23 protein-coding genes and 1 tRNA gene are annotated in these 22,685 nt (G+C 34.6%); 14 read left to right on the top strand and 10 right to left on the bottom strand.

The window, feature by feature from the left end:
* Window positions 1-15: 15 nt before the first annotated feature.
* The 4 genes from J2Y60_RS15675 to J2Y60_RS15690 are packed head-to-tail and all read left to right on the top strand — an operon-like array spanning window position 16 to window position 3,436.
* Complete coding sequence (locus J2Y60_RS15675) at window positions 16-714, top strand: WbqC family protein (RefSeq protein ID WP_309919770.1); 699 nt, start codon at window positions 16-18, stop codon at window positions 712-714.
* Between the two features lie 47 nt (window positions 715-761).
* On the top strand, window positions 762-1,421 hold the full coding sequence (locus J2Y60_RS15680) for an acetyltransferase (protein ID WP_309919773.1): 660 nt from the start codon (window positions 762-764) through the stop codon (window positions 1,419-1,421).
* On the top strand, window positions 1,418-2,356 hold the full coding sequence (locus tag J2Y60_RS15685) for a hypothetical protein (protein ID WP_309919776.1): 939 nt from the start codon (window positions 1,418-1,420) through the stop codon (window positions 2,354-2,356). The genes J2Y60_RS15680 and J2Y60_RS15685 overlap by 4 nt, the downstream gene beginning before the upstream one ends.
* 60 nt (window positions 2,357-2,416) lie before the next feature.
* A complete protein-coding gene (locus tag J2Y60_RS15690) occupies window positions 2,417-3,436 on the top strand; it encodes a glycosyltransferase (protein WP_309919779.1) in 1,020 nt (339 codons plus the stop codon).
* Between the two features lie 45 nt (window positions 3,437-3,481).
* Here J2Y60_RS15690 and J2Y60_RS15695 read toward each other — a convergent pair whose 3' ends face one another.
* Window positions 3,482-4,747 (bottom strand): asparagine synthetase B, encoded by a 1,266-nt coding sequence (locus J2Y60_RS15695; protein ID WP_309919782.1) that lies wholly within the window; start codon window positions 4,745-4,747, stop codon window positions 3,482-3,484.
* 161 nt (window positions 4,748-4,908) lie between these two features.
* Here J2Y60_RS15695 and J2Y60_RS15700 point away from each other — a divergent pair, with 161 nt between their 5' ends.
* The 6 genes from J2Y60_RS15700 (at window position 4,909) to J2Y60_RS15725 (ending at window position 9,584) form a co-directional block, all read left to right on the top strand.
* Window positions 4,909-6,150 (top strand): ABC transporter permease, encoded by a 1,242-nt coding sequence (locus J2Y60_RS15700; protein WP_309919785.1) that lies wholly within the window; start codon window positions 4,909-4,911, stop codon window positions 6,148-6,150.
* Between the two features lie 148 nt (window positions 6,151-6,298).
* Window positions 6,299-6,382: transfer RNA gene (locus J2Y60_RS15705), tRNA-Leu, on the top strand.
* Between the two features lie 105 nt (window positions 6,383-6,487).
* Window positions 6,488-7,075 (top strand): DUF4468 domain-containing protein, encoded by a 588-nt coding sequence (locus J2Y60_RS15710; RefSeq protein ID WP_309919788.1) that lies wholly within the window; start codon window positions 6,488-6,490, stop codon window positions 7,073-7,075.
* A gap of 196 nt (window positions 7,076-7,271) precedes the next feature.
* On the top strand, window positions 7,272-7,778 hold the full coding sequence (locus tag J2Y60_RS15715) for a MarR family transcriptional regulator (RefSeq protein ID WP_309919791.1): 507 nt from the start codon (window positions 7,272-7,274) through the stop codon (window positions 7,776-7,778).
* 55 nt (window positions 7,779-7,833) lie between these two features.
* Window positions 7,834-8,655, top strand: a complete 822-nt coding sequence (locus tag J2Y60_RS15720) for a hypothetical protein (RefSeq protein ID WP_309919794.1) — start codon at window positions 7,834-7,836, stop codon at window positions 8,653-8,655.
* A gap of 2 nt (window positions 8,656-8,657) precedes the next feature.
* Window positions 8,658-9,584: a TIGR01777 family oxidoreductase gene (locus J2Y60_RS15725; RefSeq protein ID WP_309919797.1), complete on the top strand. Its 927-nt coding sequence runs from the start codon at window positions 8,658-8,660 to the stop codon at window positions 9,582-9,584.
* 164 nt (window positions 9,585-9,748) lie between these two features.
* Here J2Y60_RS15725 and metH read toward each other — a convergent pair whose 3' ends face one another.
* Window positions 9,749-13,570 carry a methionine synthase gene (metH, locus tag J2Y60_RS15730; RefSeq protein ID WP_309919800.1) on the bottom strand — a complete coding sequence of 1,274 codons (3,822 nt, stop codon included), beginning with the start codon at window positions 13,568-13,570 and terminating at the stop codon, window positions 9,749-9,751.
* 347 nt (window positions 13,571-13,917) lie between these two features.
* Here metH and J2Y60_RS15735 point away from each other — a divergent pair, with 347 nt between their 5' ends.
* Entirely contained in the window at window positions 13,918-14,376 is a 459-nt protein-coding gene (locus tag J2Y60_RS15735; protein ID WP_309919803.1) for an Lrp/AsnC family transcriptional regulator, read from the top strand.
* A gap of 136 nt (window positions 14,377-14,512) precedes the next feature.
* Here J2Y60_RS15735 and J2Y60_RS15740 read toward each other — a convergent pair whose 3' ends face one another.
* Window positions 14,513-14,794, bottom strand: coding sequence for a hypothetical protein (locus J2Y60_RS15740; protein WP_309919804.1), 282 nt, complete (start codon window positions 14,792-14,794; stop codon window positions 14,513-14,515).
* A 187-nt stretch (window positions 14,795-14,981) separates the two neighbouring features.
* Window positions 14,982-15,623, bottom strand: a complete 642-nt coding sequence (locus J2Y60_RS15745; RefSeq protein WP_309919807.1) for an alpha/beta hydrolase — start codon at window positions 15,621-15,623, stop codon at window positions 14,982-14,984.
* Between the two features lie 156 nt (window positions 15,624-15,779).
* Between J2Y60_RS15745 and J2Y60_RS15750 the strand changes: the two genes are divergently transcribed.
* On the top strand, window positions 15,780-16,913 hold the full coding sequence (locus tag J2Y60_RS15750) for an acyltransferase (RefSeq protein ID WP_309919810.1): 1,134 nt from the start codon (window positions 15,780-15,782) through the stop codon (window positions 16,911-16,913).
* Between the two features lie 32 nt (window positions 16,914-16,945).
* Here J2Y60_RS15750 and J2Y60_RS15755 read toward each other — a convergent pair whose 3' ends face one another.
* A complete protein-coding gene (locus tag J2Y60_RS15755; protein ID WP_309919813.1) occupies window positions 16,946-17,470 on the bottom strand; it encodes a hypothetical protein in 525 nt (174 codons plus the stop codon).
* Window positions 17,471-17,648: 178 nt separating this feature from the next.
* On the opposite strand from J2Y60_RS15755, the gene J2Y60_RS15760 reads away from it, so the two are divergent.
* Window positions 17,649-17,942, top strand: a complete 294-nt coding sequence (locus J2Y60_RS15760) for an iron-sulfur cluster assembly accessory protein (protein ID WP_309919815.1) — start codon at window positions 17,649-17,651, stop codon at window positions 17,940-17,942.
* A gap of 24 nt (window positions 17,943-17,966) precedes the next feature.
* Window positions 17,967-18,854: a phosphatase gene (locus tag J2Y60_RS15765; protein WP_309919818.1), complete on the top strand. Its 888-nt coding sequence runs from the start codon at window positions 17,967-17,969 to the stop codon at window positions 18,852-18,854.
* A gap of 47 nt (window positions 18,855-18,901) precedes the next feature.
* On the opposite strand, the gene J2Y60_RS15770 is transcribed toward J2Y60_RS15765, so the two are convergent.
* The 5 genes from J2Y60_RS15770 to J2Y60_RS15790 all read right to left on the bottom strand — a co-directional run bounded on the left by J2Y60_RS15770 (window position 18,902) and on the right by J2Y60_RS15790 (window position 22,672).
* A complete protein-coding gene (locus tag J2Y60_RS15770; protein ID WP_309919820.1) occupies window positions 18,902-19,846 on the bottom strand; it encodes an aldose 1-epimerase in 945 nt (314 codons plus the stop codon).
* A gap of 79 nt (window positions 19,847-19,925) precedes the next feature.
* Window positions 19,926-20,699, bottom strand: coding sequence for a TIGR02757 family protein (locus J2Y60_RS15775; protein WP_309919823.1), 774 nt, complete (start codon window positions 20,697-20,699; stop codon window positions 19,926-19,928).
* Window positions 20,700-20,820: 121 nt separating this feature from the next.
* Window positions 20,821-20,988: a hypothetical protein gene (locus tag J2Y60_RS15780; RefSeq protein ID WP_309919826.1), complete on the bottom strand. Its 168-nt coding sequence runs from the start codon at window positions 20,986-20,988 to the stop codon at window positions 20,821-20,823.
* A gap of 3 nt (window positions 20,989-20,991) precedes the next feature.
* Window positions 20,992-21,933 carry a LysM peptidoglycan-binding domain-containing protein gene (locus J2Y60_RS15785; RefSeq protein WP_309919829.1) on the bottom strand — a complete coding sequence of 314 codons (942 nt, stop codon included), beginning with the start codon at window positions 21,931-21,933 and terminating at the stop codon, window positions 20,992-20,994.
* Window positions 21,923-22,672, bottom strand: coding sequence for a DUF4905 domain-containing protein (locus J2Y60_RS15790; protein ID WP_309919832.1), 750 nt, complete (start codon window positions 22,670-22,672; stop codon window positions 21,923-21,925). The genes J2Y60_RS15785 and J2Y60_RS15790 overlap by 11 nt, the downstream gene beginning before the upstream one ends.
* Window positions 22,673-22,685: the final 13 nt, after the last annotated feature.

The following is a 22,685-nucleotide window of genomic DNA, read 5'->3' on the forward strand; positions in this document are numbered from 1 at the left end:
CCTTAAAGACTGATTATGAAAATTGCCATTATGCAACCCTATATATTCCCATACATTGGGTATTTTCAATTAATTAATGCTGTTGATAAATTTATAATTTATGATGATGTTAATTATATCAATAAGGGCTGGATTAATCGTAATAGGATATTAGTCAATGGAAACGATAGCTTATTTACCATTCCATTGAAAGAAGCAAGTCAGAATAAATTAATTAATACAATTGAGGTTAACTGGGACGCTGCTTGGAAAAGTAAATTTCTAAAAACAATAGCATTAAGCTATAAAAAAGCACCGTTCTATGCAGATGTTCTGCCATTAATTGAAAAAACAATTAACACAGAACTGACCAATATATCAGCAGTAATTACGAATAACCTAACAATTATTGCAGCATACCTAGACATTACTACTGAAATAGTATCAAGTTCAAGTATATACGTCAACACTCATTTAAAGGCACAAGAAAGAATCATTGACATTTGTTTGCAAGAAAAAGCTGATACATATATCAATCCGATTGGTGGTCTTGAATTATATGATAAATCTGCTTTTAGCGATAGAGAGATGGAACTGTTTTTTATCAAAAGTAAACCTTGTGTTTACCCTCAATTTAAAAATGAGTTTGTACCTTGGCTTTCAATCATTGATGTGTTGATGTTCAACTCAAAGGCAACGATTAAAGAATACTTGGATAACTTTGAGTTAGTGTAGATGACATTAAAAGAAATGGTTTTCATACTTAATAAATACCTTACAAGATGGCAAAAGTAGTAGTTTTCGGAACGGAATTAGTGGCAGAATTAGCACACTATTATTTAACACACGACTCTGAGCACGAAATTGTTGCTTTTACAGTCAATCAGGCATATATCAAAGAACCTACTTTTTGTGGACTTCCAGTGGTTCCATTTGAGGAGGTAACTACGCTTTATCCTACGACTGAATATAAGTTTTTTGCTCCGCTTTCTGAACGCAAAATGAATCAGGTGAGGGCAAAAGTGTATCAAGAAGCAAAGGATAAAGGCTATGAATTTATTTCATACATCAGCTCTAAAGCTACTGTTTTGACTGATAAAATCGGTGAAAACTGCTTTATTTTAGAAGATAACACCATTCAACCTTTTGTGACGATTGGGAACGACGTAGTACTTTGGTCGGGCAACCATATTGGTCACCATAGTGTGATTAAAGACCATGTTTATTTTACCTCACATATCGTACTCTCTGGTCGCTGTATTGTTGAGCCTTATTGTTTTTTGGGTGTAAATGCCACAATCAGAGATGGCGTGCATTTAGCCGAAGGTACACTGATAGCTATGGGAACGAATTTCACTGGTAAAAAGACTGATGAATGGAGTATTTATAAAGGTAATCCAGCAGAAAAAGCAAAAGTTTCAAGTAAAGACATTAATCTATGATTTGGGAGAAAAAGGGATTGATATATAAGCCTGATGGAAAATTTGGCTGGAATCAAACACATGCCCATGTGGTTTGTGCTGACACTAATTTTGAAGATAAAGTAAGAATTTATTATTCTGCACGCGACCAAAAGGGAAGATGTGTCGCATCTTTTCTGGATTTGAATCCTAGCAATTTAGCAGAAGTAATTTATGTGCATGAAAAACCCATTCTTGAATTAGGAACAGCAGGTACTTTTGATGACTGTGGCATCATGCCAACTTGGTTATTGCATCATCCTAATGGCGAAAAGTGGTTGTATTACATCGGTTGGACAGTTAGAAATACGATTCCATACCATAATTCAATCGGGATTGCCAAAAGTATGGATGGATTAAATTTCACCAAGTTATTTGAAGGTCCTGTTATTCATACTATTGCGACTGAACCTCTTTTTAATGGAAGTTGCTGTGTTTTATTCGACAAAGGGATTTTTAAAGTATGGTATCTCAATTGTACGCATTGGTATGATGCTCCTGATGGAAAATTAGAACCCTGTTATAATATTAAATATGCGGAGTCTGAAGACGGTATCAACTGGGTTCGCCAAGGGAAAATTGCCATAGATTATAAAGATGCCGTAGAAGGAGGAATTTCTAGACCATCCGTTTTAATAGAAGACGGTATCTATAAAATGTGGTATTCTTACAGAGCCATCGATGATTATAGAAACAATGTAGCAAGAAGCTACAGGATTGGCTATGCAGAATCAGATAATGGTATCGATTGGACAAGATTAGACGACCAAGTAGGGATTGATGTATCCGAAAGCGGTTGGGATGCTCAAATGATAGAATATCCTTTGGTGATAAACCACCTTGATAAAAAAATAATGTTTTATAACGGGAACGGTTTTGGTGCTAGTGGTTTTGGTTATGCTGAAGCTAAGCTTTAATGTTATTATTTTCTACACTACTTTATTTTAATTTAATTAATAATTATAACGCGTCTGATAATGTCTGAAATAATCAAACCTGAAGTAAGCATTCTTGTTACTGTTTATAATCACGAACATTTTCTTAGAGAGTGCTTAGATAGCCTAGTAAATCAAGTTACTAATTTCAAATTTGAAATTGTCATTGGCGAAGATTGTTCTCCAGATAGCTCTAGATCTATTGTCATTGAATATGCCAACAAATACCCAGATATTATCGTACCCCTTTTGTATGAAGTAAATCAGGGTTCTAAAAAATGCCCTGGTAAAGGTAATTTTGTCAATACTTTTTACCAATGCAAAGGTAGATACATCGTCCATATTGAAGGTGATGATTATTTAATCAACAACAATAAACTTCAAATGGAATATGATTTTCTTGAACAAAATCCAGAAGCATCTGCTTGCTTTCATAATGCCATTATGGCGTATGAGGATGGCTCAGGGAGACCCAATGAAAATATTAATCCACCCGACCAAAAAGACAAAATATATCCAGAAGATTTACTTACTAAAAAGGAAGTGTGGTTTATGGCTACAGCCAGTGTAATGTTTAGAAGACATTTGATTGGTGAGAAATTCCCAGATTGGTTTTTGTTATCTAAAAGCGGTGATATTCCCCTTTACCTCCTCTTATCAAGCAAAGGCTATATTGGTTATTTACCAGAAGTAATGTGCGTTTACAGAAGACATTTAGGTGGTATGAGCTATACTGATAGTAACCTTGATGAGGTTTTTATTAAGAATAGGATGTTTATGTATTCAAATGTTGATAAAGAGTTAGGTTATAAATATACCCATTTGATTAAACCCATTCTTGGTGAATATTATTTATTGCTGACGAATGTTTTTAAAATAAGGAATCAATATTTTCAAAGTATCTATTTTGCTTTTATTTCATTGTATTTATCAAGACCCAATTCAAGCAAGCACTTAAAAGATGTTTTACAGACGTTTATTATTCCTTATGGACTGATGAAAGTTTATGCTAATGTAAAATGGAAAATAGAAACGCTATTTGGCAAAAAAGGCTCTCAATAATTTGAGAGCCTTTTTTATGGACCAGACAACAATATTTTTTGCCGATTAAGTCTTTTGCTTTTTCTTCTTCGCAGCAGGGAAAAGTACATTATTGAGAATCAATCGATAACCCGGTGAGTTGGGATGTAAATTCAAATCGGTTGGTTCTTCATTCACATAATGTCTATAATCCTCAGGGTCGTGTCCACCATAAAAGGTCCAGAAGCCTTTCAGAAAAGTGCCGTGAATGTATCTAGCTTCATTTAAAGAACGATTCTCACCTAATACTACTACTTCAGGTTTTATCAATTCTTTTTTATAAGAAGTAGTTTGCCCCATGAAACCATGAATCGTTGTTTCATGATTTTGTGTCAACATCGTTGGGATAGGATCCCATTTAGCAGAAAACTGAAATAGGTTAAAAAAATCATTCTCCTCTCCTACTGGTCTTGATTCGTTGGAATAGGCTTCAATATTTGAAAACTCTATTACCTGTGGCAGAAAAATTAAATTAAAGTTCTGAAAAGCAAAAGTTTTAGTAAAGTCAAGCTTTCCATTGGCATTTTTATCATAACCATCGCCATCATAAAATGCATCGACGATATCAATTCCTTCGGCCGCTAATGCAATATCGTAGGTATCTGTAGCCGTACACATGGCAAACATATATCCTCCGCCTGCTACAAATTCTTGAATCTTTTTAGCTACGCCTAGTTTCAATTGAGATACTTTATCAAAGCCAAATTTTTGAGCGTTCTTTTTATCCTCACGTAATTGTGCCTGATACCATGGTTGCCCGCTTTGGTTTAAAAACTTACCCATTTGTCCTGTAAAATCTTCGTGATGCAGGTGTAGCCAGTCATATTCAGGCAACTTCCCATTCATTACCTCATCATCAAAAATCAAATCGTAAGGTATTTCGGCATAAGTCATCGCCAAGGTAACGGCATCATCCCAAGGTTGGGCGGTTTTAGGAGAATAAACAGCTACTCTGGGCGGTTTTTGCAATTTGACGACATCCATATTTACATCAGGACTAGTTACCTCTGCCCTAATTTGAGAAGCCTGTCCTTCCGAAATCACTTCGTAACTTACCCCACGGATAATTAACTCATTCTCGAATTGCTGTGCTTGTGGGAACATAAAAGCTCCGCCTCTATAATTCAAAAGCCACTCTACTTCTGTATCATGCGTTTTGAGAATCCAATAGGCAATTCCGTAAGATTTTAAATGGTTTTTTTGAGTGTCATCCATCGGAATCAAGATCTGAGAAGCCCATAAACGGCTTGTAAGCGTCAAGAATATGATAAACGGAAATAATAGCCTTTTCATTGGTGAAGTTATTTAAGTTCTCTGAACTAAATTTGTTATTCATAAACGATAAACGAATTTAGTATATTATTAGTGCTAATCACAATCCAGATTAGGATTAAACATACATTCGTCATAATTTATGTTGGTTTCAAATCGAATCCATTTCAATATCCACAACTATGAATTTATTAGAAAATATTCGTGAGGGCTTACGCTCTATCAAAGCAAATATGCTTAGAACCACCCTCACTGCCCTAATCATTGCCATTGGTGTGACTGCCTTGGTTGGTAGCCTTACTGTAATTGATGGTATTCAAAGTTCTGTAAACAACAGTTTTGCAGGGCTAGGTGCTAATGCCTTCGACCTTAGAAACAGAGATATTTTCAAAATCAGAAAAGATGGCGAGAAAGAAAAAAACTATCCCCAAATTGATTATCGTGAAGCAAAACTATACAAAGAAAAGTTTGGTCATTCAGCCATTATTGGTCTAAAAATTAATGTTAGTTTTTCGGTAGAAGTAAAATATGAATCGAAAAAGACTAATCCTAATTCAAGGATAATGGGTACTGACGATAATTTTATGGATATAAAAGGCTATAAAATTTCGAAAGGAAGAACATTCTCAGCCAACGATTTACAGTATGCTGTAAATGTTTGTATCATTGGTGTAGACATTGTGGATCAACTCTTTGGAAAAAATATTAATCCTCTTGATAAAGAAATCAATATTCTTGGACAAAAATTTAAAGTAATAGGCTTACTAGAGAAAAAAGGTAGTTTGATGGGCGGTGGTGACGACAGAGTAATCTTTATGCCTTTAGAAACAGGAAGAAAGATGGCTCAAGGCAAGACCCTCACCTATGATATTGTTACGTCTGTCCCTAACATTACAGATATTGATAATGTAATAGAAGAAGCTAGAGGGGTGATGAGGATTATCAGACAAGACCAAATCGGTCAACCAGATTCATTTTCAATAGAACGTTCGGATTCTTTGGCTAAACAGTCTGAAAGTATTACAGGGATTCTAAGAATAGCAGGCTTTGGCGTAGGTTTTATTACCTTATTGGGTGCTGCCATTGCTTTAATGAATATTATGTTGGTTTCAGTTACTGAACGGACGCAAGAGATAGGTATTCGAAAGTCATTAGGAGCTACCCCCTATCTAATTCGTTTACAATTCCTGATTGAAGCCATTGTAATTTGCATTTTAGGAGGTTTAGGCGGTATCTTTTTAGCCATTATTATTGGTAACATCTTTGCTCAATTATTAATGAGCGGAACTTCAAGCTTTATTATTCCTTGGCTATGGATGTCAGTCGGAATTGGAGTTTGCGTAGTGGTAGGCTTATTTTCTGGAATATATCCAGCTTATAAGGCCTCAAAACTTGATCCGATAGAATCGTTGAGATATGAATAATTTTTTTTCAAATTTATTCAATCAACAATCAAGCTAGTAATCAGAAACTTACAAGAACACTTACAAAAAAGTTTCAGATTAATTAAATGTTAAGGTTGTGTAGTAAAAAAGTATCACTTATCTTTGCATCAAGTTTGAGAAATCAAATGCCCAGATGGCGGAATTGGTAGACGCGCTGGTCTCAAACACCAGTGTCTTCACTGGCATGCCGGTTCGACTCCGGCTCTGGGTACTTGTCACAAGCCTGATTACTTTATGTAATCAGGCTTTTTTTGATTTATATTCTTATAAATTTTATTCTATTTAAGAAATTCTATAATTTAAAATTAATCAATTCATGAAAAACATTACCATACTTGTTTTATCTCTTTTAATTTCAATGTATGTAAAAGGTCAAGTTGTTATTGATAGTACAAGAGATTCAAATAATAAAATGGTTCTTTCATCAATAATTCAATCAAAAGAACCCACTCTCTCAAAAGATAAAATTTATGAAAGCGTTAAAATGGCTATTGTAAAACGTTTTGGAAATTCTAAAAATGCTAGTATATACTATGAAAGTAAAGAAGAAGGAGTTATAAACTTTAAAGCTCAAACCAAAAAATTAATTTATGTTAATTCTACTTTAATAGGCAAAGAAAATAGAAATGGAGGACATTTTAATTATGATTGCAAAGTATTGTGTAAGGCTGGAAAATCAAAGATTATCATTAGTGATATAACCCATGAAGGTGGTCAATATATCATGATGAGAAAAGGCTCAGACTTTGGAGACTCTTTTCCTTCAAAGTGGGGTACTCTTGCAAAAAAACAAACAATAGAACAATGGCCACTTATAAAAGAACAAGCTTTTGAAGAATTTAAGTCAATTGTTCAAGATTTATTACAATCAATTCTTTCAAAAGAAAAAGAAGGTGAATTCTAGTATTTACATTTAAGTCATTATATGTTAATTATTTAAATATTGATTAAAGTCCTAATTGCTAAAAACAATTAGGACTTTATTGTTTCTACTACATTTTATTTCTAAAATATCTTATCTTTTTAATAAATTTACCACTAGACATAAATTAAACTTTCAAAAAGTTTTGAAAGTTTAATTTATATGCATATCTTTGATTATGGAATTAGCAGAAGGAAAACAAAAGTTTATTGAATCATGGGGAAAGCTTGGTTCTGAGTGGGGTATCAACCGTACAATGGCTCAAGTGCATGCCTTGCTCCTTATCTCACCTGAACCTATTACAACTGAGGAAATCATGGAAAGTTTAAGTATTTCTAGGGGCAATGCTAATATGACGCTCAGGGATTTGATTAGTTGGGGATTAATTGAAAAACAACATAAAGCTGGCGAGAGAAAAGAATATTTTTATGCTGATAAAGATGTTTGGAACATTGCAAGACAAGTAGCCAAAGAACGAAGAAAAAGGGAATTAGACCCTGTTGTAAAAATTTTGGATGAACTTTCTAAAGTTAATGGAGATTTAAAAAATCCTGAATTTGCAACTTTTCATAAATCAGTAACCGATATAAACAAATTTGCCAAAAATGTAGACAAAACCATTGAAACCATGCTCCATGCAGAAGAAAATTGGTTTTGGGGATCTATTCTTAAAATGTTCAAATGAGCATTTTTTTTCGATATAAACTTTCAATATTTACTGAAAATTCAATATACACAAAATGAAAACTTTACAAGACAATCTCATCTTATTTGACGCTGAATGTCCGATGTGTCAGTTATATACAAAGGCATTTGTCAGCACTGGATTATTAGAAAAAAATGGAAGAATTGCTTACCAAGAATATCCTGCACAAGCATGCCCGACACTTGACTGGCAAAGAGCAGTTAATGAAATAGCGCTGATAAATCAGAAAACTGGAGAAGTATCTTATGGTATCGAAAGTCTGTTTAGAATTTTTAGCACTGCGATGCCTGTTTTTAAGCCTCTCTTCCAGTTTAAACCTTTTATTTGGTTAATGGCAAAACTATACGCTTTTGTGTCTTATAATCGAAGAGTGATTATTCCTGCTCCTCTTGAAAGTGGAAGTTTTCAGTTCCAGCCGAGCTTTAAAAAACATTATCGGATTGCTTATCTTATTTTTAGCTGGTTGATAACTTCTCTTATTCTTAGTGCTTATGGCAAACAGATGATTCAAATTTTGCCGAAAGGGCATACCTATCGAGAATTTATGATATGTGGGGGACAAATTGTATTTCAAGCTTTTGTTATATTTTTCTACAAAAAAGAAAGAATATGGGATTATCTAGGAAATTTAATGACTATTTCCCTAGCAGGTGCATTACTCCTTTTGCCCGTTTTGATAGTAGGAAACTGGATAGCGTTTGATACTATCTTATATTTTACATGGTTTCTAGCAGTGGTAAGCCTCATGTTTTTTGAACATCTCCGTAGGGTCAAGCTCTTACGTTTAGGGTATTTAGTTACATTTTCTTGGGTATTATACCGCATCATTGTTCTGCTCATTATTTTTTTACTCTAATTATGAAATATAAGAAAATAGTACTTGCTGGAGGTAATGGTTATCTCGGAGGCGTGCTAACTGAATATTATAGACCTTTTACAGAGGAGATAATCATTCTGAGCAGAAGTAAGGCGAGTCGAGTGGGAAACATAAAAACAATTCATTGGGATGCAAAAACATCTGGTGAATGGGAAGGGTATTTAGAGGAGGCCGACATGCTGATTAATCTTTGTGGCAAAAATGTAAACTGTAGATATACTCTCAAAAATAGAAAAGAAATTATTGATTCCAGAGTTATTCCAACACAGCTTCTTGGTAAAGCAATTGAAAAATTGAAGACTCCACCAAAGCTGTGGATTAATGTAACCTCAGCAACCATCTATCGACACGCTGAAGACCACCCACAAGATGAAACAACGGGGGAAATTGGTTATGGATTTTCAGTTGATGTTTGCAGGAAATGGGAGGATACTTTTTTTCAAACAAATACACCTCTGACTCGCAAAGTAGCATTACGCATGGGAATTGTTTTGGGAAGTAAGAATGGCGTTTTTCCTCGTTTACTAAACCTTGTAAAATTTGGTCTCGGTGGCAAGCAAGGAGACGGACAACAATACATTTCTTGGATTCATGAAAAGGATGCAGCAAAGTGTACGGAATGGCTAATGAACAATGAAGAAGTTAATGGCATTATTAACTGCACTGCCCCTGAACCTGTTAAAAATACTGATTTGATGGCTTCATTACGAAAATATTATGGAATTTCTTTTGGGGTAGCCTCACCTACTTGGCTACTGGAAATAGGGGCTCTCATGATAGGTACTGAAACGGAATTAATATTGAAAAGCCGTTGGGTAGTTCCAACACGCCTTCTAGCACATCAATATAAATTTATTTTTCCAACATTAACATATGCTGTAAAGGATATTTTAAGTGTTAAAGTCTAATCATTATAATTGTTTTACACCCATGTTTTACCCCTCTAACTTAGTTTATGATATAGTTCTACTATTTAAGTTGCACTTAACTTTATAAAAAAATCCACTCTCAACAAAATGTTAAGAGTGGATTTTTTTATTATAGCGTATCGAGATGAAATCTCGATTTACTTTTAGTCATAATTCAACACTGGGGCTAGCCATCTTTCGGTATCTTCCAAACTCATGTTTTTACGGTTTGCATAATCTATTACTTGGTCTTTAGCTATTTTACCTAACCCAAAATATTTACTATCAGGATGCGAGAAATACCAACCACTTACTGAACTAGCTGGATACATCGCAAAACTTTCTGTCAGGATAATGCCTAATTTTTCCTCCGCTTGTAATAAGGCAAACAAGGCTGCTTTTTCAGTATGGTCAGGACAAGCTGGATACCCTGGTGCTGGACGGATACCATCGTATTTCTCGGCAATTAAGTCTTCTGTACTTAAGTTTCCTTCATTTGAATAACCCCAGAATTCTTTTCGTGTACGTTCGTGCATCAATTCAGCAAATGCTTCTGCCAAACGGTCGGCAAGGGCTTTTACCATGATTGAGTTGTAATCATCATGATCACGGTCATATTTTTCAATCAAAGGTTCGATACCGATACCTGCAGTTACCGCAAAAGCACCTATATAATCTTGTTCGCCTGTTTCAACGGGCGCAATAAAATCACTTAAACAAAGATTTGGTAAATGCGAGGCCTTTTGTCCTTGTTGACGTAAGTTGTGTAAAATCGTAGGATTAGCTTCCTTCTTTACTACACGATATTCTTTGTGGGTATGCACTCCGTGCTTTTCACAAGGAATTTCACGGATTACTTCTTCAAAATCAGATAAAATAATATCATCTTCATTTGAATTGGCTGGATAAAAACCAACTACGGCACGGGCTGTTAATAATTTATTATCGATAATATCTTTCAATAAAGCCTGCGCATCGTTGAATAATTTACGAGCCTCCGCTCCTACTATTTCGTTATCAAAAATCTTAGGGTATTTTCCAGATAATTGCCATGTTGAGAAGAATGGAGTCCAGTCTATATATTTAGCTATTTCAGCTAAATCATAATTATCAAAATAACGATTACCCAGAAATGTTGGTTTTTTAGCTTTGAAGTTTGTCCAATCGATTTTGTCTTTATTTAACCTAGCTTTTTCAATAGGCACATAGTTTTTATCTTTTTGGCGACTAGCATGGTCGATTCTCATCTGCGCATACTGTCCTTTGATTTCATCAAAAATCTCTTGATTGGTCTGCTCACTCTGCATTAATCTACCTGCCACGGGTACACTTTTAGAAGCATCTAACACATGAATCACAGGTCCAGCATAATGCGGGTCTATTTTCACTGCGGTATGGATTCTTGAAGTAGTAGCACCACCAATCAACAAAGGTATTTTAAAGCCTTGACGCTCCATCTCCTTGGCAACCCCTACCATTTCATCTAATGAAGGCGTAATCAAACCCGAAAGTCCGATGATATCAACATTATGTTTTTTGGCTTCCTCTAATATTTTGGCAGTAGGCACCATTACACCTAAATCGATGATTTCGTAATTATTACAGCCCAATACTACTCCTACAATATTTTTACCAATGTCGTGTACATCGCCTTTTACAGTAGCTAATAGTATTTTCCCTGCTGAAGAACTTTCGCCATCTTGCTTTTCTGCTTCAATAAACGGCAATAAGTAGGCTACGGCTTTTTTCATTACACGAGCCGACTTTACAACTTGTGGTAAGAACATTTTACCTTCTCCAAATAAATCACCTACCACATTCATACCATCCATCAACGGCCCTTCAATCACGTGCAATGGCTTTTCTACAGACTGTCGAGCTTCCTCAACATCTTGGTCTATAAATTCAGTAAGACCTTTGATTAAGGCGTGTTCTAAGCGTTTTGATACAGGTAAATCTCTCCAAGCATTGTCTATTACTTGTTCTTTCCCCTTTGACTTTACGGTTTCTGCAAAGGTTACCAAGCGTTCGGTAGCATCATCTCTACGATTCAACAATACATCTTCACAAAGCTCCAGCATATCTTTTGGAATGTCATCATAAACACCCAACTGACCAGCATTTACAATACCCATATCCATACCAGCTTTGATAGCATAGTACAAAAAGACGGTATGCATAGCCTCACGAACAGGCTCATTCCCACGGAATGAGAATGAGATATTAGATACCCCACCCGATACTTTAGCGAAGGGAAGGTTTTCTTTTATCCATCGTGTAGCATTAATAAAGTCAACAGCATAATTATTGTGTTCTTCCAGACCAGTGGCTACTGTCAGGATATTTGGGTCAAAAATAATGTCTTCCGGAGGGAAGCCTACTTCATCTACCAAAATATCATAAGCACGTTTACAAATTTCTATACGTCTTTCATAAGAATCTGCCTGACCTTGTTCATCAAAAGCCATTACTACTGCCGAAGCGCCATAACGTTTAACTTTCTCGGCCGATTCTCTGAACTTCGTTTCTCCTTCTTTTAATGAAATAGAGTTTACAATAGATTTCCCTTGTACACATTTCAATCCTGCTTCGATTACCTCCCATTTAGAAGAGTCAATCATTATGGGCAATTTAGCAATGTCTGGTTCAGCCATTAATAAATTCAAGAATGTTTTCATGGCTTCTACCCCATCAATCATTCCCTCATCTAAGTTTACGTCGATTACCTGTGCACCACCATCTACTTGTTCACGTGCTACGGCAATGGCATCATCATATTTCCCTTCACGAATTAAACGAGCAAATTTCTTTGAACCTGTTACGTTACAACGCTCGCCAATATTGACGAACATGGTATCTTCCTTGATAATCAAAGGCTCTAAACCAGAGATTATCTGATGATTATGTACTTCAGGTAATTGGCGTGGAGGATATTTAGCAGCTACTGTTGCAATGGCTTTAATATGCGCAGGCGTCGTTCCGCAACATCCACCAATGATATTCATAAAGCCATGTTGAAGGAAATCTTCAACGATGACAGCCATTTCCTCTGGCGACTGGTCGTATTCACCCATTTCATTAGGTAAACCAGCGTTAGGATGGGCAGAAACCATAAACGGTGCTTTATCAGCCAAAATCTGTACGTAAGGACGCATTAAATCGGCTCCTAAAGCACAGTTTAATCCTACTGAAAGTAAATCAATATGTGATACCGAAGCCAAGAAAGCCTCAGTAGTTTGTCCAGATAACGTTCTTCCCGAAGCATCCGTAATTGTTCCAGAAACCATGACAGGTATTTTGGTATCTGGATGAGCCAATACGGCTTTAGGATTATTTTGTTTAGGAATAGATGTGCTTTTTAAAGGACGAATCGTTCCGTTCTTTTTATCATTCTGAAATAAATCTATCGCATATAAAGCCGCCTTAGCATTTAAAGTATCGAAAATAGTTTCTACTAATAATACATCCGCACCACCATCTACTAAGCCTTGTATTTGTTCGTAATATGCCTCTACTAATTCATCAAAAGTAACTGCTCTGTAACCAGGGTCGTTTACATCAGGCGAAAGCGAGAGTGTACGGTTTGTTGGTCCAATAGACCCTGCTACAAAACGAGGTTTGTTAGGGTTTTTAGCTGTGTATAAATCTGCTACTTCACGCGCAATTTTAGCTGATTCGTAGTTTAATTCATAGACGTATTCTTCCATGTGGTAATCAGCCATAGCGATAGAAGTACCTGAAAAGGTATTCGTTTCCGCAATGTCAGCACCTGCTTCAAAATACTTGGCGTGAATTTCTTTGATTACTTCTGGCTTTGTAATAGAAAGCATATCGTTGTTTCCCTTTACTTCATGCGGGAAATTGCGAAACTTTTCACCACGGTAATCGGCATCACTTAATTTATATTCTTGAATCAATGAACCCATCGCACCGTCAAGCACTAGGATTCTGTTTTTCAAGATTTCTCTTATATTGGGATTGTTCATATCTTTTATGAGTTATAAGCCATAGACTTATAACTTTATTTACTTATTTATCTTTCCGTGGCACAATATTATACTCTTACATATAGATGAATATTCGGCAAAAACACTGAATAAATTGATGATTTCGTTTATAATAAAATACAAAAATACTTGTGTTCTACCAAATAACATAAATTAGGCACAAAGTTATCCCAAAAAGATAATTCATTTGCTTTGTTGAATCAAATTGGATATTATTTCTACTTTTAAATAGTGAATAGGATAAAATTCATTAAATTTAAAGCCTAATTTAAAAATTTAAGGATAAATTATCTTACTGAATACTTAAACCACCCAAACACATCAAAATGAAACTAGACTCAACAGACAGAGAAATTTTAAAGCATTTGCAAGAAGATGCTCATCTGACAACCAAAGAATTGTCGGGCAGGCTGAATTTATCCCCCACCCCAGTTTATGAACGTGTAAGAAGACTTGAAAAAGAAGGGGTAATAAAGGGCTATGTTGCGTTGGTAAATCGTGAAAAAATTGAGAAAGATTTAATGGTTTTTTGTAGCATTCGCCTAAAGGAACATGCGCAAGAAGCAGGGGCAAAATTTGTCAAAGAAATTGTTCAGCTTGATGAAGTACAGGAATGTTATAATATCTCTGGAGATTACGATTTTATGTTAAAAATTATCGTCCACGATATGCGTGAATACCAAGGTTTTCTGATGAACAAATTAGCATCTTTGGAAAACATTGGCAGTACTCATAGTATTTTCGTAATGTCAGAAATTAAGGCAGAGACTAAATTGAAGGTGTAATTTTGTCATTATGTTTTACAGAGTAGGCACCTTTTTACAGATTAGTCAACTTTTTAAAAGTTGACTAATCTAAATCCACTCATCTAAGAACATTTTATAAACCGTTAGGGCTTCCTCTTTTTCTTCTGGATTTTAATTAAAATATCCAAATAAACATTGTTCCTAACCCTATAAAAAGTGCAACTAATAAGATAATCAAAAAGATTATAAATAAATATTTTTTCAATTTGTCAGATAAAGTTTCTTTATATTCTTTTTCAGGTTTTAATGGCTGTTTCTCATCCAATAACTCAATATATTGGAGGTATGTATCAGCATTTTCATAAATCCAATTCCCGTAATAATCAAGATGTACTACTTTATCCTTTTTCTCTTCTATAATTTTACTGCTCTCGAGAGAAGCCTTTAGCAATTCCAAAGCAAATAATTCTAAGCCCTCTTTGTTGGCTTTTATATAACTTTCATCGGAACCTCAACCATATTGAAAAATCCCCCAAATAGCTTTCTTCTTCAATTCAATTTCATCAAACTTATTGATTATATTTTGTAGTTCTTCTTCATTCATTTCATTATCATTTTTATATAGAATTTACTAATAATCGAGCTTAATCAAATAAATGCCTTATTATTTTCGTCAGTTCTTCCGATTTATTTAAAGTCATTAAATGCCCTCCTCCGTTTACGATTATATCACTTTTCACAAAGTAAAAAGGCAGAATTTTATCCGCTGTTCCATGAATATGTACTAAATTTTTGTGAATAGTTTTATTTTTCCAATTAACAACTTTATCAATTGCCCAAACTAAAAAGTTTGGTTCTGTATCCACCATAATACTTGCTAACATGTCCTTATCAGCTACACTCTCTGCCCCAAAAAGCCAATTACTAAACATATTTGGTGTTTTGAGGACTGCTGTAGGAATAAGCTTATGAAGTTTTAACAGTCCTGCAAGGCGATAATAAACAGGAATTTCTTGGTATGTTTTAGCAGAAGCAATGATGATTATCTTTTCAGTGTCTATCAACTTTGCCACTTCAGTAGCCATCATTCCCCCAAAGGAAAGTCCTATTAATATCGGACGATTGGTTTTAATTTGTTCAGTCAGCCGAAGGGCATAATGTGCTATGGTTTCATTTTTGTTGGGCGCTATCCAACGTACAAAAGTGATTTCATAACCCGAAAAGTCTAGCTTCTTAAAAACCCTTTCATCTGCTCCTAGCCCACTAAAAATATAGATATTTTTCATTGAATTAAGTGATTGGTTTTAGAGATAAATCATTTTCAATTAGCTCTGCTCTTAACTAATTACAATTTATGAAAACTTGGAGAATTGAGTTTGATTGGTGTAATTTGCAAACACTTCAAGTTGTATATACTATAAAAAGTAAACCTATCAAAAAATATGATAAAAACTCGAATTACATTATTGGATAGTTTTAGGGCATTGGCAATATTATCAGTAATGCTTTTTCATTATTTTTCACGAAGAATACCACCTTTATATCCTGTTTCACTGTATCCTTACAATAATGATTACGATTACTTCAGATGGGGTTATTTAGGAGTAGAGTTCTTTTTTATCATCAGTGGTTTTGTAATATTTTTCACGCTTGATAACACGCCATTTTTTCGTTCCTTTTGGAAGAAAAGATTAATGAGGTTATTGCCTTCAATGATTATTGCTTCGGTAATTACCTACATTATTTTCAACCTTTTCGATACTCATAATATATTTTACAACAGTCATAAAATAGTTAATTTCATACCAAGCCTTACTTTTATTCAACCCAATTTATTGAATAACCTATTCAGTAGATTTAATGTAGAACTCCATTATTTAAACGATTCTTATTGGAGTCTTTGGCCTGAATTACAATTTTATTTCCTGTCTAGTACAATTTATTATTTCAATAAAGAGAGATTTCTTAAAAATTTCATGCTGACTTCAACTATTTTGGTTGTTGTTAATTTCATCGTTGTCAATGATTCCAAACTAAATATTAATTTATTTTCTTCAGGTTTAATACGTATTGGTTTGACCCCATCTTTTTTGATGAGTTATTCAAAATGGATGCAAGAAGGATTCAATTTAATCACTTATTTGCCTTTCTTTGCTATTGGTGTTTTGTTTTATTCATTATTCAAAAACAAGCAGAACAACGCAGAAACGCCACTTTATATCAAAATCTACCTCCTATTTTTTTCATTATTTATTATTTACTCAGGCGTTAATTTTTCTACAAAGGCAATCTATGGGGGTATGTTTTTATTGTTTTTCTTATTTATCTATCTCCCAGATAAGCTTGCCTTTTTTGAAAATAAAATAGTGAGCGATATTGGTGAATCTTCCTACTTCTTGTATTTAATACATGAAAATACAGGTGTTTTAATCATCTATTCATTTGGTGCCTATTTTTCACCATTTGGTTGGGCATTCACTTTAATTACTATTCTAACATTGATTGCTCTTAGTAATCTATACACGTTCAGGATTGACAAGCACTTAAATCGTTGGTTGAAAAAGAAATTAATGTAGTGATAGACAACGTCAAATGTAGATGCTAAATCCTACATAAAATTATTACGCATTTCTTGTTTTAAGAATTTTAGGGCATCGTCTGATGGAGCAATATTTTTAGAAAGTACAACTTCCAGAATACGTTTTGATAACTCAAGTGAAGGAGCATTCGGGTCTATATCTTTGGCTGATAAATTAATCAATGCTACTATTTCGTTCATGGCATTTTTGATGTTCAACCAAGCCTCATCACTCATATATACTTGTTGAGCGAGGTTATGCGAGAACTCCTCTCTGATTTCAGCTAACATCAATTGTTGAAACCCTCCAACTGTGTCAACTCTACCCGACAAACGGATTAACAAGTTATTAGGCGAAATTCTTTCTAAGAACAAAGCCATGCGTTCGTAGGCCTGTAAACGGATTGGGAGGATTGTTTTGGCTGTTTCAGCTTTAATATTTAATTCTTTTTGTACTAATTCTTTTTTCAAGAAAGAACTGACTGTTAGATACATAGCCCATAAAACTAAAGCAGCGGGGAGTAAAACCTTTATTAAATCAGCAACTAATTCCATGATGTTGGGGTTTATTATTCACGATAATCCTTCAAAAATAAGTAATTTTGCCCAATGAAATTACCCTTTAATTAAGGAATCGATATTAAATACTGTAAATTGAGGGAATTGGAAAGTACTTTTTAGCTGTATTATTCCAAGTCAATCACTATTACTTATTCATTAATGCTAAAAATCAATGACAGATACTAAAATTATTCCCATCAATATTACTGAAACTGCCAAAACAGAGGTAATCAGGGCTTTGGGTATAAAAGGCATTCCTGAGAATTATTTTTTAAGAGTTGGTTTACGTGGTGGAGCGTGTAGTGCTACTTATCTGATTGGCTTTGACAAAATGACAGAACACGATGAGCTTTACGAAATCAACGACTTGAAAGTGTTAATAGACAAGCGTCATTTGATGTATTTAATAAATATAGAGCTTGATTTTGAGGAGGAAGGAAATGGCTTTACCTTTAACAAATTATAATATTATCATTCAAAATTATTATTCATGAAAATTGCCGCAATTGACATCGGCTCGAATGCCGCCAGAATGCAAATCTCAAGAGTGCTTGAAAACGATGGTAAAATAAGTTTTAAAAAAGTAGAATACGTTCGTTTTGCTTTACGTTTGGGACATGATGTATTTAATGACGGAGAAATCAGCCCTGAGTCTGAGGTAAGAATATTCAAATTATTAAATGCCTATAAACTTTTATTAGACTTACACGAAGTAAAAGATTATATGATTTGTGCTACTTCTGCCATGCGTGAAGCAGGAAATGCCGAAGCTGTGATTACCCGTATCCACAAAATTTTGGATATGAAAATCAACATCATAGAAGGCGCTAAAGAAGCTGAACTTATCAACGACGTAGTAGTACAAGCCTTGGATGATGCCAATTATTTGCACATCGACGTAGGGGGAGGTTCGACAGAGTTAAACATTTATTCTGAAAGAAAGAAAATCGCTTCAAAATCTTTCAAAATTGGTTCTGTTCGTTTGTTAGAGCATAAGGAAAAAGAGGGCGACTGGGATAAAATGCGTAGATGGATTGAAAGCAATATTGATGTAACAACGGCTAATATTACCGCCGTAGGTACGGGTGGAAACATTAGCAAGTTATTCAATATTTCTCCTAATCATCAAGATGCTACTTCTATCAGTTATGAAGAATTGGTACGCTTGAAAAACTATGTAGCGTCGTTTACTTATGAAGAGAGAATCAATAAATTACGCCTCAATGCCGACCGTGCAGATGTAATTGTTCCTGCTGCACAAATCTATTTATCAGCGATGGAGTGTGCAGGGGCTAAAAAAATATTTGTACCAGATTTAGGTTTGAAAGATGGTATCATTCAGATGGTTTATGAAAGAATACAACATCGTAAAAAATAAGGATATAAAAATAGGGAAGGACAATTGAATGTTCTTCCCTATTTCTTTTACGATAAAAAAACACCACAGCTTACTTGATAGGTTTCTTCAGCTGACAAAGTCAGCAAGCCATCTCCAGAATTATAAGCATTGGTATTGCCCGTCATTGGCTCTATAGCTACACAATCGCGTGTTGGTGGAATATAGACAACCATAAAAGTAAATTGATTATCCAGTCCTGCTTGCCAAACATTGATAGAAACATTTTGCTTCGCAGAATGAAGTACAGCCGTAATTTTCTCCGCTTTTTTAACGCTAAAAACAGCATCTAGTATTTGATTATTCAAATCAATACCTCCGCTAAAATCAACCGACTTTTTACTGACAGAAATCATCTGTTCGTCGGGAATAGATTGTTCTGTTGCAGGGAAATCAATGTGCCAATCGTTGGCCGTTTCACCTGCTATTTTAAAATATGGATGCCAGCCTAATACCATTGGCATTTTTGTAGAGCCTGTATTCTTAATGGTATACGTGAGCGTAAAGCCTTCCGTTGTTGACAATGTATTGGTTATCGCTAACACAAAAGGGAAAGGATAACCAACATGATTGCCTTTGTATTCAAACTGTATTATAATGCTTGCTTTAGTATCGTCTGCCTCTTCTTGAACAACTTCAAAATTTGCAAAAGCCACAAATCCATGAATTGCATTATGCAACCCTACTTCATTAATCGGTAATTGATGATTTGCATTTTCAAATGTATACTTCCCATCTCGTACCCTATTCCCCCAAGGAAACAAATGTGCTGATGGGTAAGCCGTCATTTCATTTACTAATTGCTCGTCGGTATCCGCTCCAGCTATTACATTGAAAAATTTGCCTTCTTTCTGAAAGGTCATTTTACGGATTATTCCACCGAATGCAGGTAAAATATTCACTGATTCTCCTGTTGTAGGATTAGATAAAATGTATTCTGTAAAACGCCCAAATGGTTCTTTTATAATTTTCATTTTGAAAAATATTGCTAACGCTATTGTTTAACTATTGAAAAACTGAATGCTCAAAGCTCATTAATTATTTCTATGTATTTTACATTTCGCCTTCTACTCCCAAACCGAACAACGCAAAATCATATTTTACAGGGTCTTTGGCATCTAGCAATTTTAAATTTTCAGTTAATTCGACTGCCATTTGCCAATCTGGTTTTGGTCTTTCTACTAAGCCTAATTTACGAGCGACTCTCTCTACATGGACATCACAAGGGCAAATAAGTGTTGAAGTATCTAAGCGATGCCAAATCCCAAAATCAACCCCATGACTATCTTTACGGACCATCCAACGCAAAAACATATTCAGTCGTTTACAAGAAGAGTTTTTCAGGGGTGTGGCAATGTGCTTTCTTGTTCTTTCAGGATAATTTTCCAAGCTAAAGAAAAGGTCATGAAAAGACATTAGATTTTGTTTGACATTCGTTTGCTGTGATGTTGGATATTCAACCAGAAAGCCTTCTTCTAAAGATTCGTATTTTTGGTAATAATGACGAAACCAAGCGATAAAATAGAGAGTATCAATATCATTGAAGGTGCGGTGTTTAAACGACAAAAACGGCTTGAGGTCTGAATCTTGATGATTGATGATAAAATCATGAGGGCTACCATCCATCAACGTTATCAATTCTTTGCATTTATTGATAATGGTTTTTCTTTGCCCCCAAGCTAATACGGCTGACCAGAAGCCCATGATTTCGATGTCTTCTTTTTTAGTAAAAAGATGTGGAATAGAAATTGGATCGTTTGGAATAAAATTAGGCTGATTATACTTTAAATATTTTTCTTCTAATAAATCTGCGACGTAGTTAGTCATTTTTGAAAGGGAAATATAAACTTATTTAGAGACGGAGAGATTCGAACGCTCGTCCACTAGTTAATCATTTTTGAAAGGGGGAAATAAACGAATGGGAATGAATAAATTCATTCCCATTCGTTTATTTAATTCTTGAAGCAACAAATGCGATAATTTTAGAAGGGATAGAAAAAATCCATACTAAAACAGTATATAAAAAAGCAAAAGTTGAAATGGCAGGGAATGCTAATGCATAAAGAACATTAAACACGATATGCCCAAAAGTAATTTGTCTTTTATTGCGGCGCATTTTTTATGGGGTCATATAATTAAGCTCTGCTCTGATTCTTTTTTCAGTAGGATTCAATTTTTCAAAAGCTCTTGGCGAAAGTTTGATAATTACTTTATCGCTTCCTAAATCTGGCAATTTTCCTACTACTTTTACCCAGATACTTTGCCCATTAGCAACATTTTTTACATTAATTAAAGTTCCAACTCCCGCCGAACGATGCAATGCTAAATATTTACCTGAGTTATCTTCTACGTCAATTAATTCTGCTAATCCAGACTCGATAGTTCTTCTATATCCTGATGCTGTTCTTACTACTTCTGATGATGTTTTTATATCATTAGGCAAAGGCTCTTCTACCTTTGCTGTTACTTTAGCATGTTCTGGCGCTTCAACCGACTTATAAATTTCTGTTTTAGGCACCTCACTTCTCACTTGATTATCAGGGTTCCTTTTACTTCGTTCATATTCTTTTGCATCTACAATCAGGACTTGTCCAGCCGTTAATTGGTCGCTCGCTAAGTTATTCCATCTTCTGATGTCTGCAATCGAAATTTTGTATTTGTTCGCAATACCATATAACCCTTGTCCATATTCTACAGTATGTGTGGCAGATTTTGGTGGATCTGGTGTCAATATTGCAGTATTATGATTAGCGGATGTCCTTGCAGGAACAGTATACGTAGTAGCTTTGTTATAAGGTACTTTTATCTGTTGCCCAATATTCATATTCTCTGATATTCCAGGGTTTGCCGCTTTGAATTCAGACATTGAACTTCCGTATTTCCTCAAAATAGAATACAGCGTTTGTCTGGGTTCTACTTTATGAATTACATAAGTTTTTCCATCTTCTTTACGTACTGTAACTGAATCTAGGCTAATTTCTTTTGCCAAAGCAGATGTATATGTTGCTGACAAAAGAAAGATAGAGACAATCTTAGCAACGGACTTAGTGTTATATTTCATATCCGATGAGTTGATTTTGATTTTTAATATATAATAAAATGCTAGATTTCATTGAAAAGGTATCTATTCCTATTCCCTCACTTTCAGCAATAAAATCATGCAGTAGAATTTGTTTTTCTTTATTGGTTACTAATAAATAGTTTTGGAATTGGTTTCCTCTGTAAATATAGTAAGAAATTATAATTTTGTCATTGACTTCAAGATAATCTACCCCATTTTGGGCTTCAATATTTATTAATTGGTAGAGGAATCTAAAAATCGTTGGAAAATACGGACTTGAATCTGGATAATGCCTAACTAAATGCTCATTTTGGTCTGGAACAAAATCATAAAATGGCTCCGTTTCAATCGCAATTTTATGATAAACAGGCATATTACTTTCATCTAACTGATAAAGCACTAAAATATTGCCATCACAACTAAAGAAAATCCAATCCTCAATTTTTTCTTTAATTGCACAAGTATCAATATTGATAACGATTACACCCAGAGGTTCAGGCTTTTGTTGGTCTGAATATTTGTGTAAGATTAAATGATTTCCAAAAATGCCTACTAAACCCAACCACCACGATTTTTCAGGAGAAAAGTCTTTCCATAAAATTTTGCCCGTTTTTAAATCCAATCCAGAAAAGCTTACTTGTCGGCTAGTTTCATCCCTTATTTCCAACACCATTTTATTATTAAAAAAGGCTGTATTCCAAATTTTCCCCCCGAAAGCCTCCTCTATTTTTTTTAGCATAAATTTTATTGTT

Source organism: Arcicella sp. BE140 (assembly GCF_031456255.1).
GTDB lineage: Bacteria > Bacteroidota > Bacteroidia > Cytophagales > Spirosomataceae > Arcicella > Arcicella aquatica.

Bases quoted from the DNA above. Each gene is read 5' to 3' on its own strand.
- J2Y60_RS15675 (WP_309919770.1), top strand. From the start codon at position 16: ATGAAAATTGCCATTATGCAACCCTATATATTCCCATACATTGGGTAT.
- J2Y60_RS15680 (WP_309919773.1), top strand. From the start codon at position 762: ATGGCAAAAGTAGTAGTTTTCGGAACGGAATTAGTGGCAGAATTAGCA.
- J2Y60_RS15685 (WP_309919776.1), top strand. From the start codon at position 1,418: ATGATTTGGGAGAAAAAGGGATTGATATATAAGCCTGATGGAAAATTT.
- J2Y60_RS15690 (WP_309919779.1), top strand. From the start codon at position 2,417: ATGTCTGAAATAATCAAACCTGAAGTAAGCATTCTTGTTACTGTTTAT.
- J2Y60_RS15695 (WP_309919782.1), bottom strand. From the start codon at position 4,747: ATGAAAAGGCTATTATTTCCGTTTATCATATTCTTGACGCTTACAAGC.
- J2Y60_RS15700 (WP_309919785.1), top strand. From the start codon at position 4,909: ATGAATTTATTAGAAAATATTCGTGAGGGCTTACGCTCTATCAAAGCA.
- J2Y60_RS15710 (WP_309919788.1), top strand. From the start codon at position 6,488: ATGAAAAACATTACCATACTTGTTTTATCTCTTTTAATTTCAATGTAT.
- J2Y60_RS15715 (WP_309919791.1), top strand. From the start codon at position 7,272: ATGGAATTAGCAGAAGGAAAACAAAAGTTTATTGAATCATGGGGAAAG.
- J2Y60_RS15720 (WP_309919794.1), top strand. From the start codon at position 7,834: ATGAAAACTTTACAAGACAATCTCATCTTATTTGACGCTGAATGTCCG.
- J2Y60_RS15725 (WP_309919797.1), top strand. From the start codon at position 8,658: ATGAAATATAAGAAAATAGTACTTGCTGGAGGTAATGGTTATCTCGGA.
- metH (WP_309919800.1), bottom strand. From the start codon at position 13,570: ATGAACAATCCCAATATAAGAGAAATCTTGAAAAACAGAATCCTAGTG.
- J2Y60_RS15735 (WP_309919803.1), top strand. From the start codon at position 13,918: ATGAAACTAGACTCAACAGACAGAGAAATTTTAAAGCATTTGCAAGAA.
- J2Y60_RS15745 (WP_309919807.1), bottom strand. From the start codon at position 15,623: ATGAAAAATATCTATATTTTTAGTGGGCTAGGAGCAGATGAAAGGGTT.
- J2Y60_RS15750 (WP_309919810.1), top strand. From the start codon at position 15,780: ATGATAAAAACTCGAATTACATTATTGGATAGTTTTAGGGCATTGGCA.
- J2Y60_RS15755 (WP_309919813.1), bottom strand. From the start codon at position 17,470: ATGGAATTAGTTGCTGATTTAATAAAGGTTTTACTCCCCGCTGCTTTA.
- J2Y60_RS15760 (WP_309919815.1), top strand. From the start codon at position 17,649: ATGACAGATACTAAAATTATTCCCATCAATATTACTGAAACTGCCAAA.
- J2Y60_RS15765 (WP_309919818.1), top strand. From the start codon at position 17,967: ATGAAAATTGCCGCAATTGACATCGGCTCGAATGCCGCCAGAATGCAA.
- J2Y60_RS15770 (WP_309919820.1), bottom strand. From the start codon at position 19,846: ATGAAAATTATAAAAGAACCATTTGGGCGTTTTACAGAATACATTTTA.
- J2Y60_RS15775 (WP_309919823.1), bottom strand. From the start codon at position 20,699: ATGACTAACTACGTCGCAGATTTATTAGAAGAAAAATATTTAAAGTAT.
- J2Y60_RS15780 (WP_309919826.1), bottom strand. From the start codon at position 20,988: ATGCGCCGCAATAAAAGACAAATTACTTTTGGGCATATCGTGTTTAAT.
- J2Y60_RS15785 (WP_309919829.1), bottom strand. From the start codon at position 21,933: ATGAAATATAACACTAAGTCCGTTGCTAAGATTGTCTCTATCTTTCTT.
- J2Y60_RS15790 (WP_309919832.1), bottom strand. From the start codon at position 22,672: ATGCTAAAAAAAATAGAGGAGGCTTTCGGGGGGAAAATTTGGAATACA.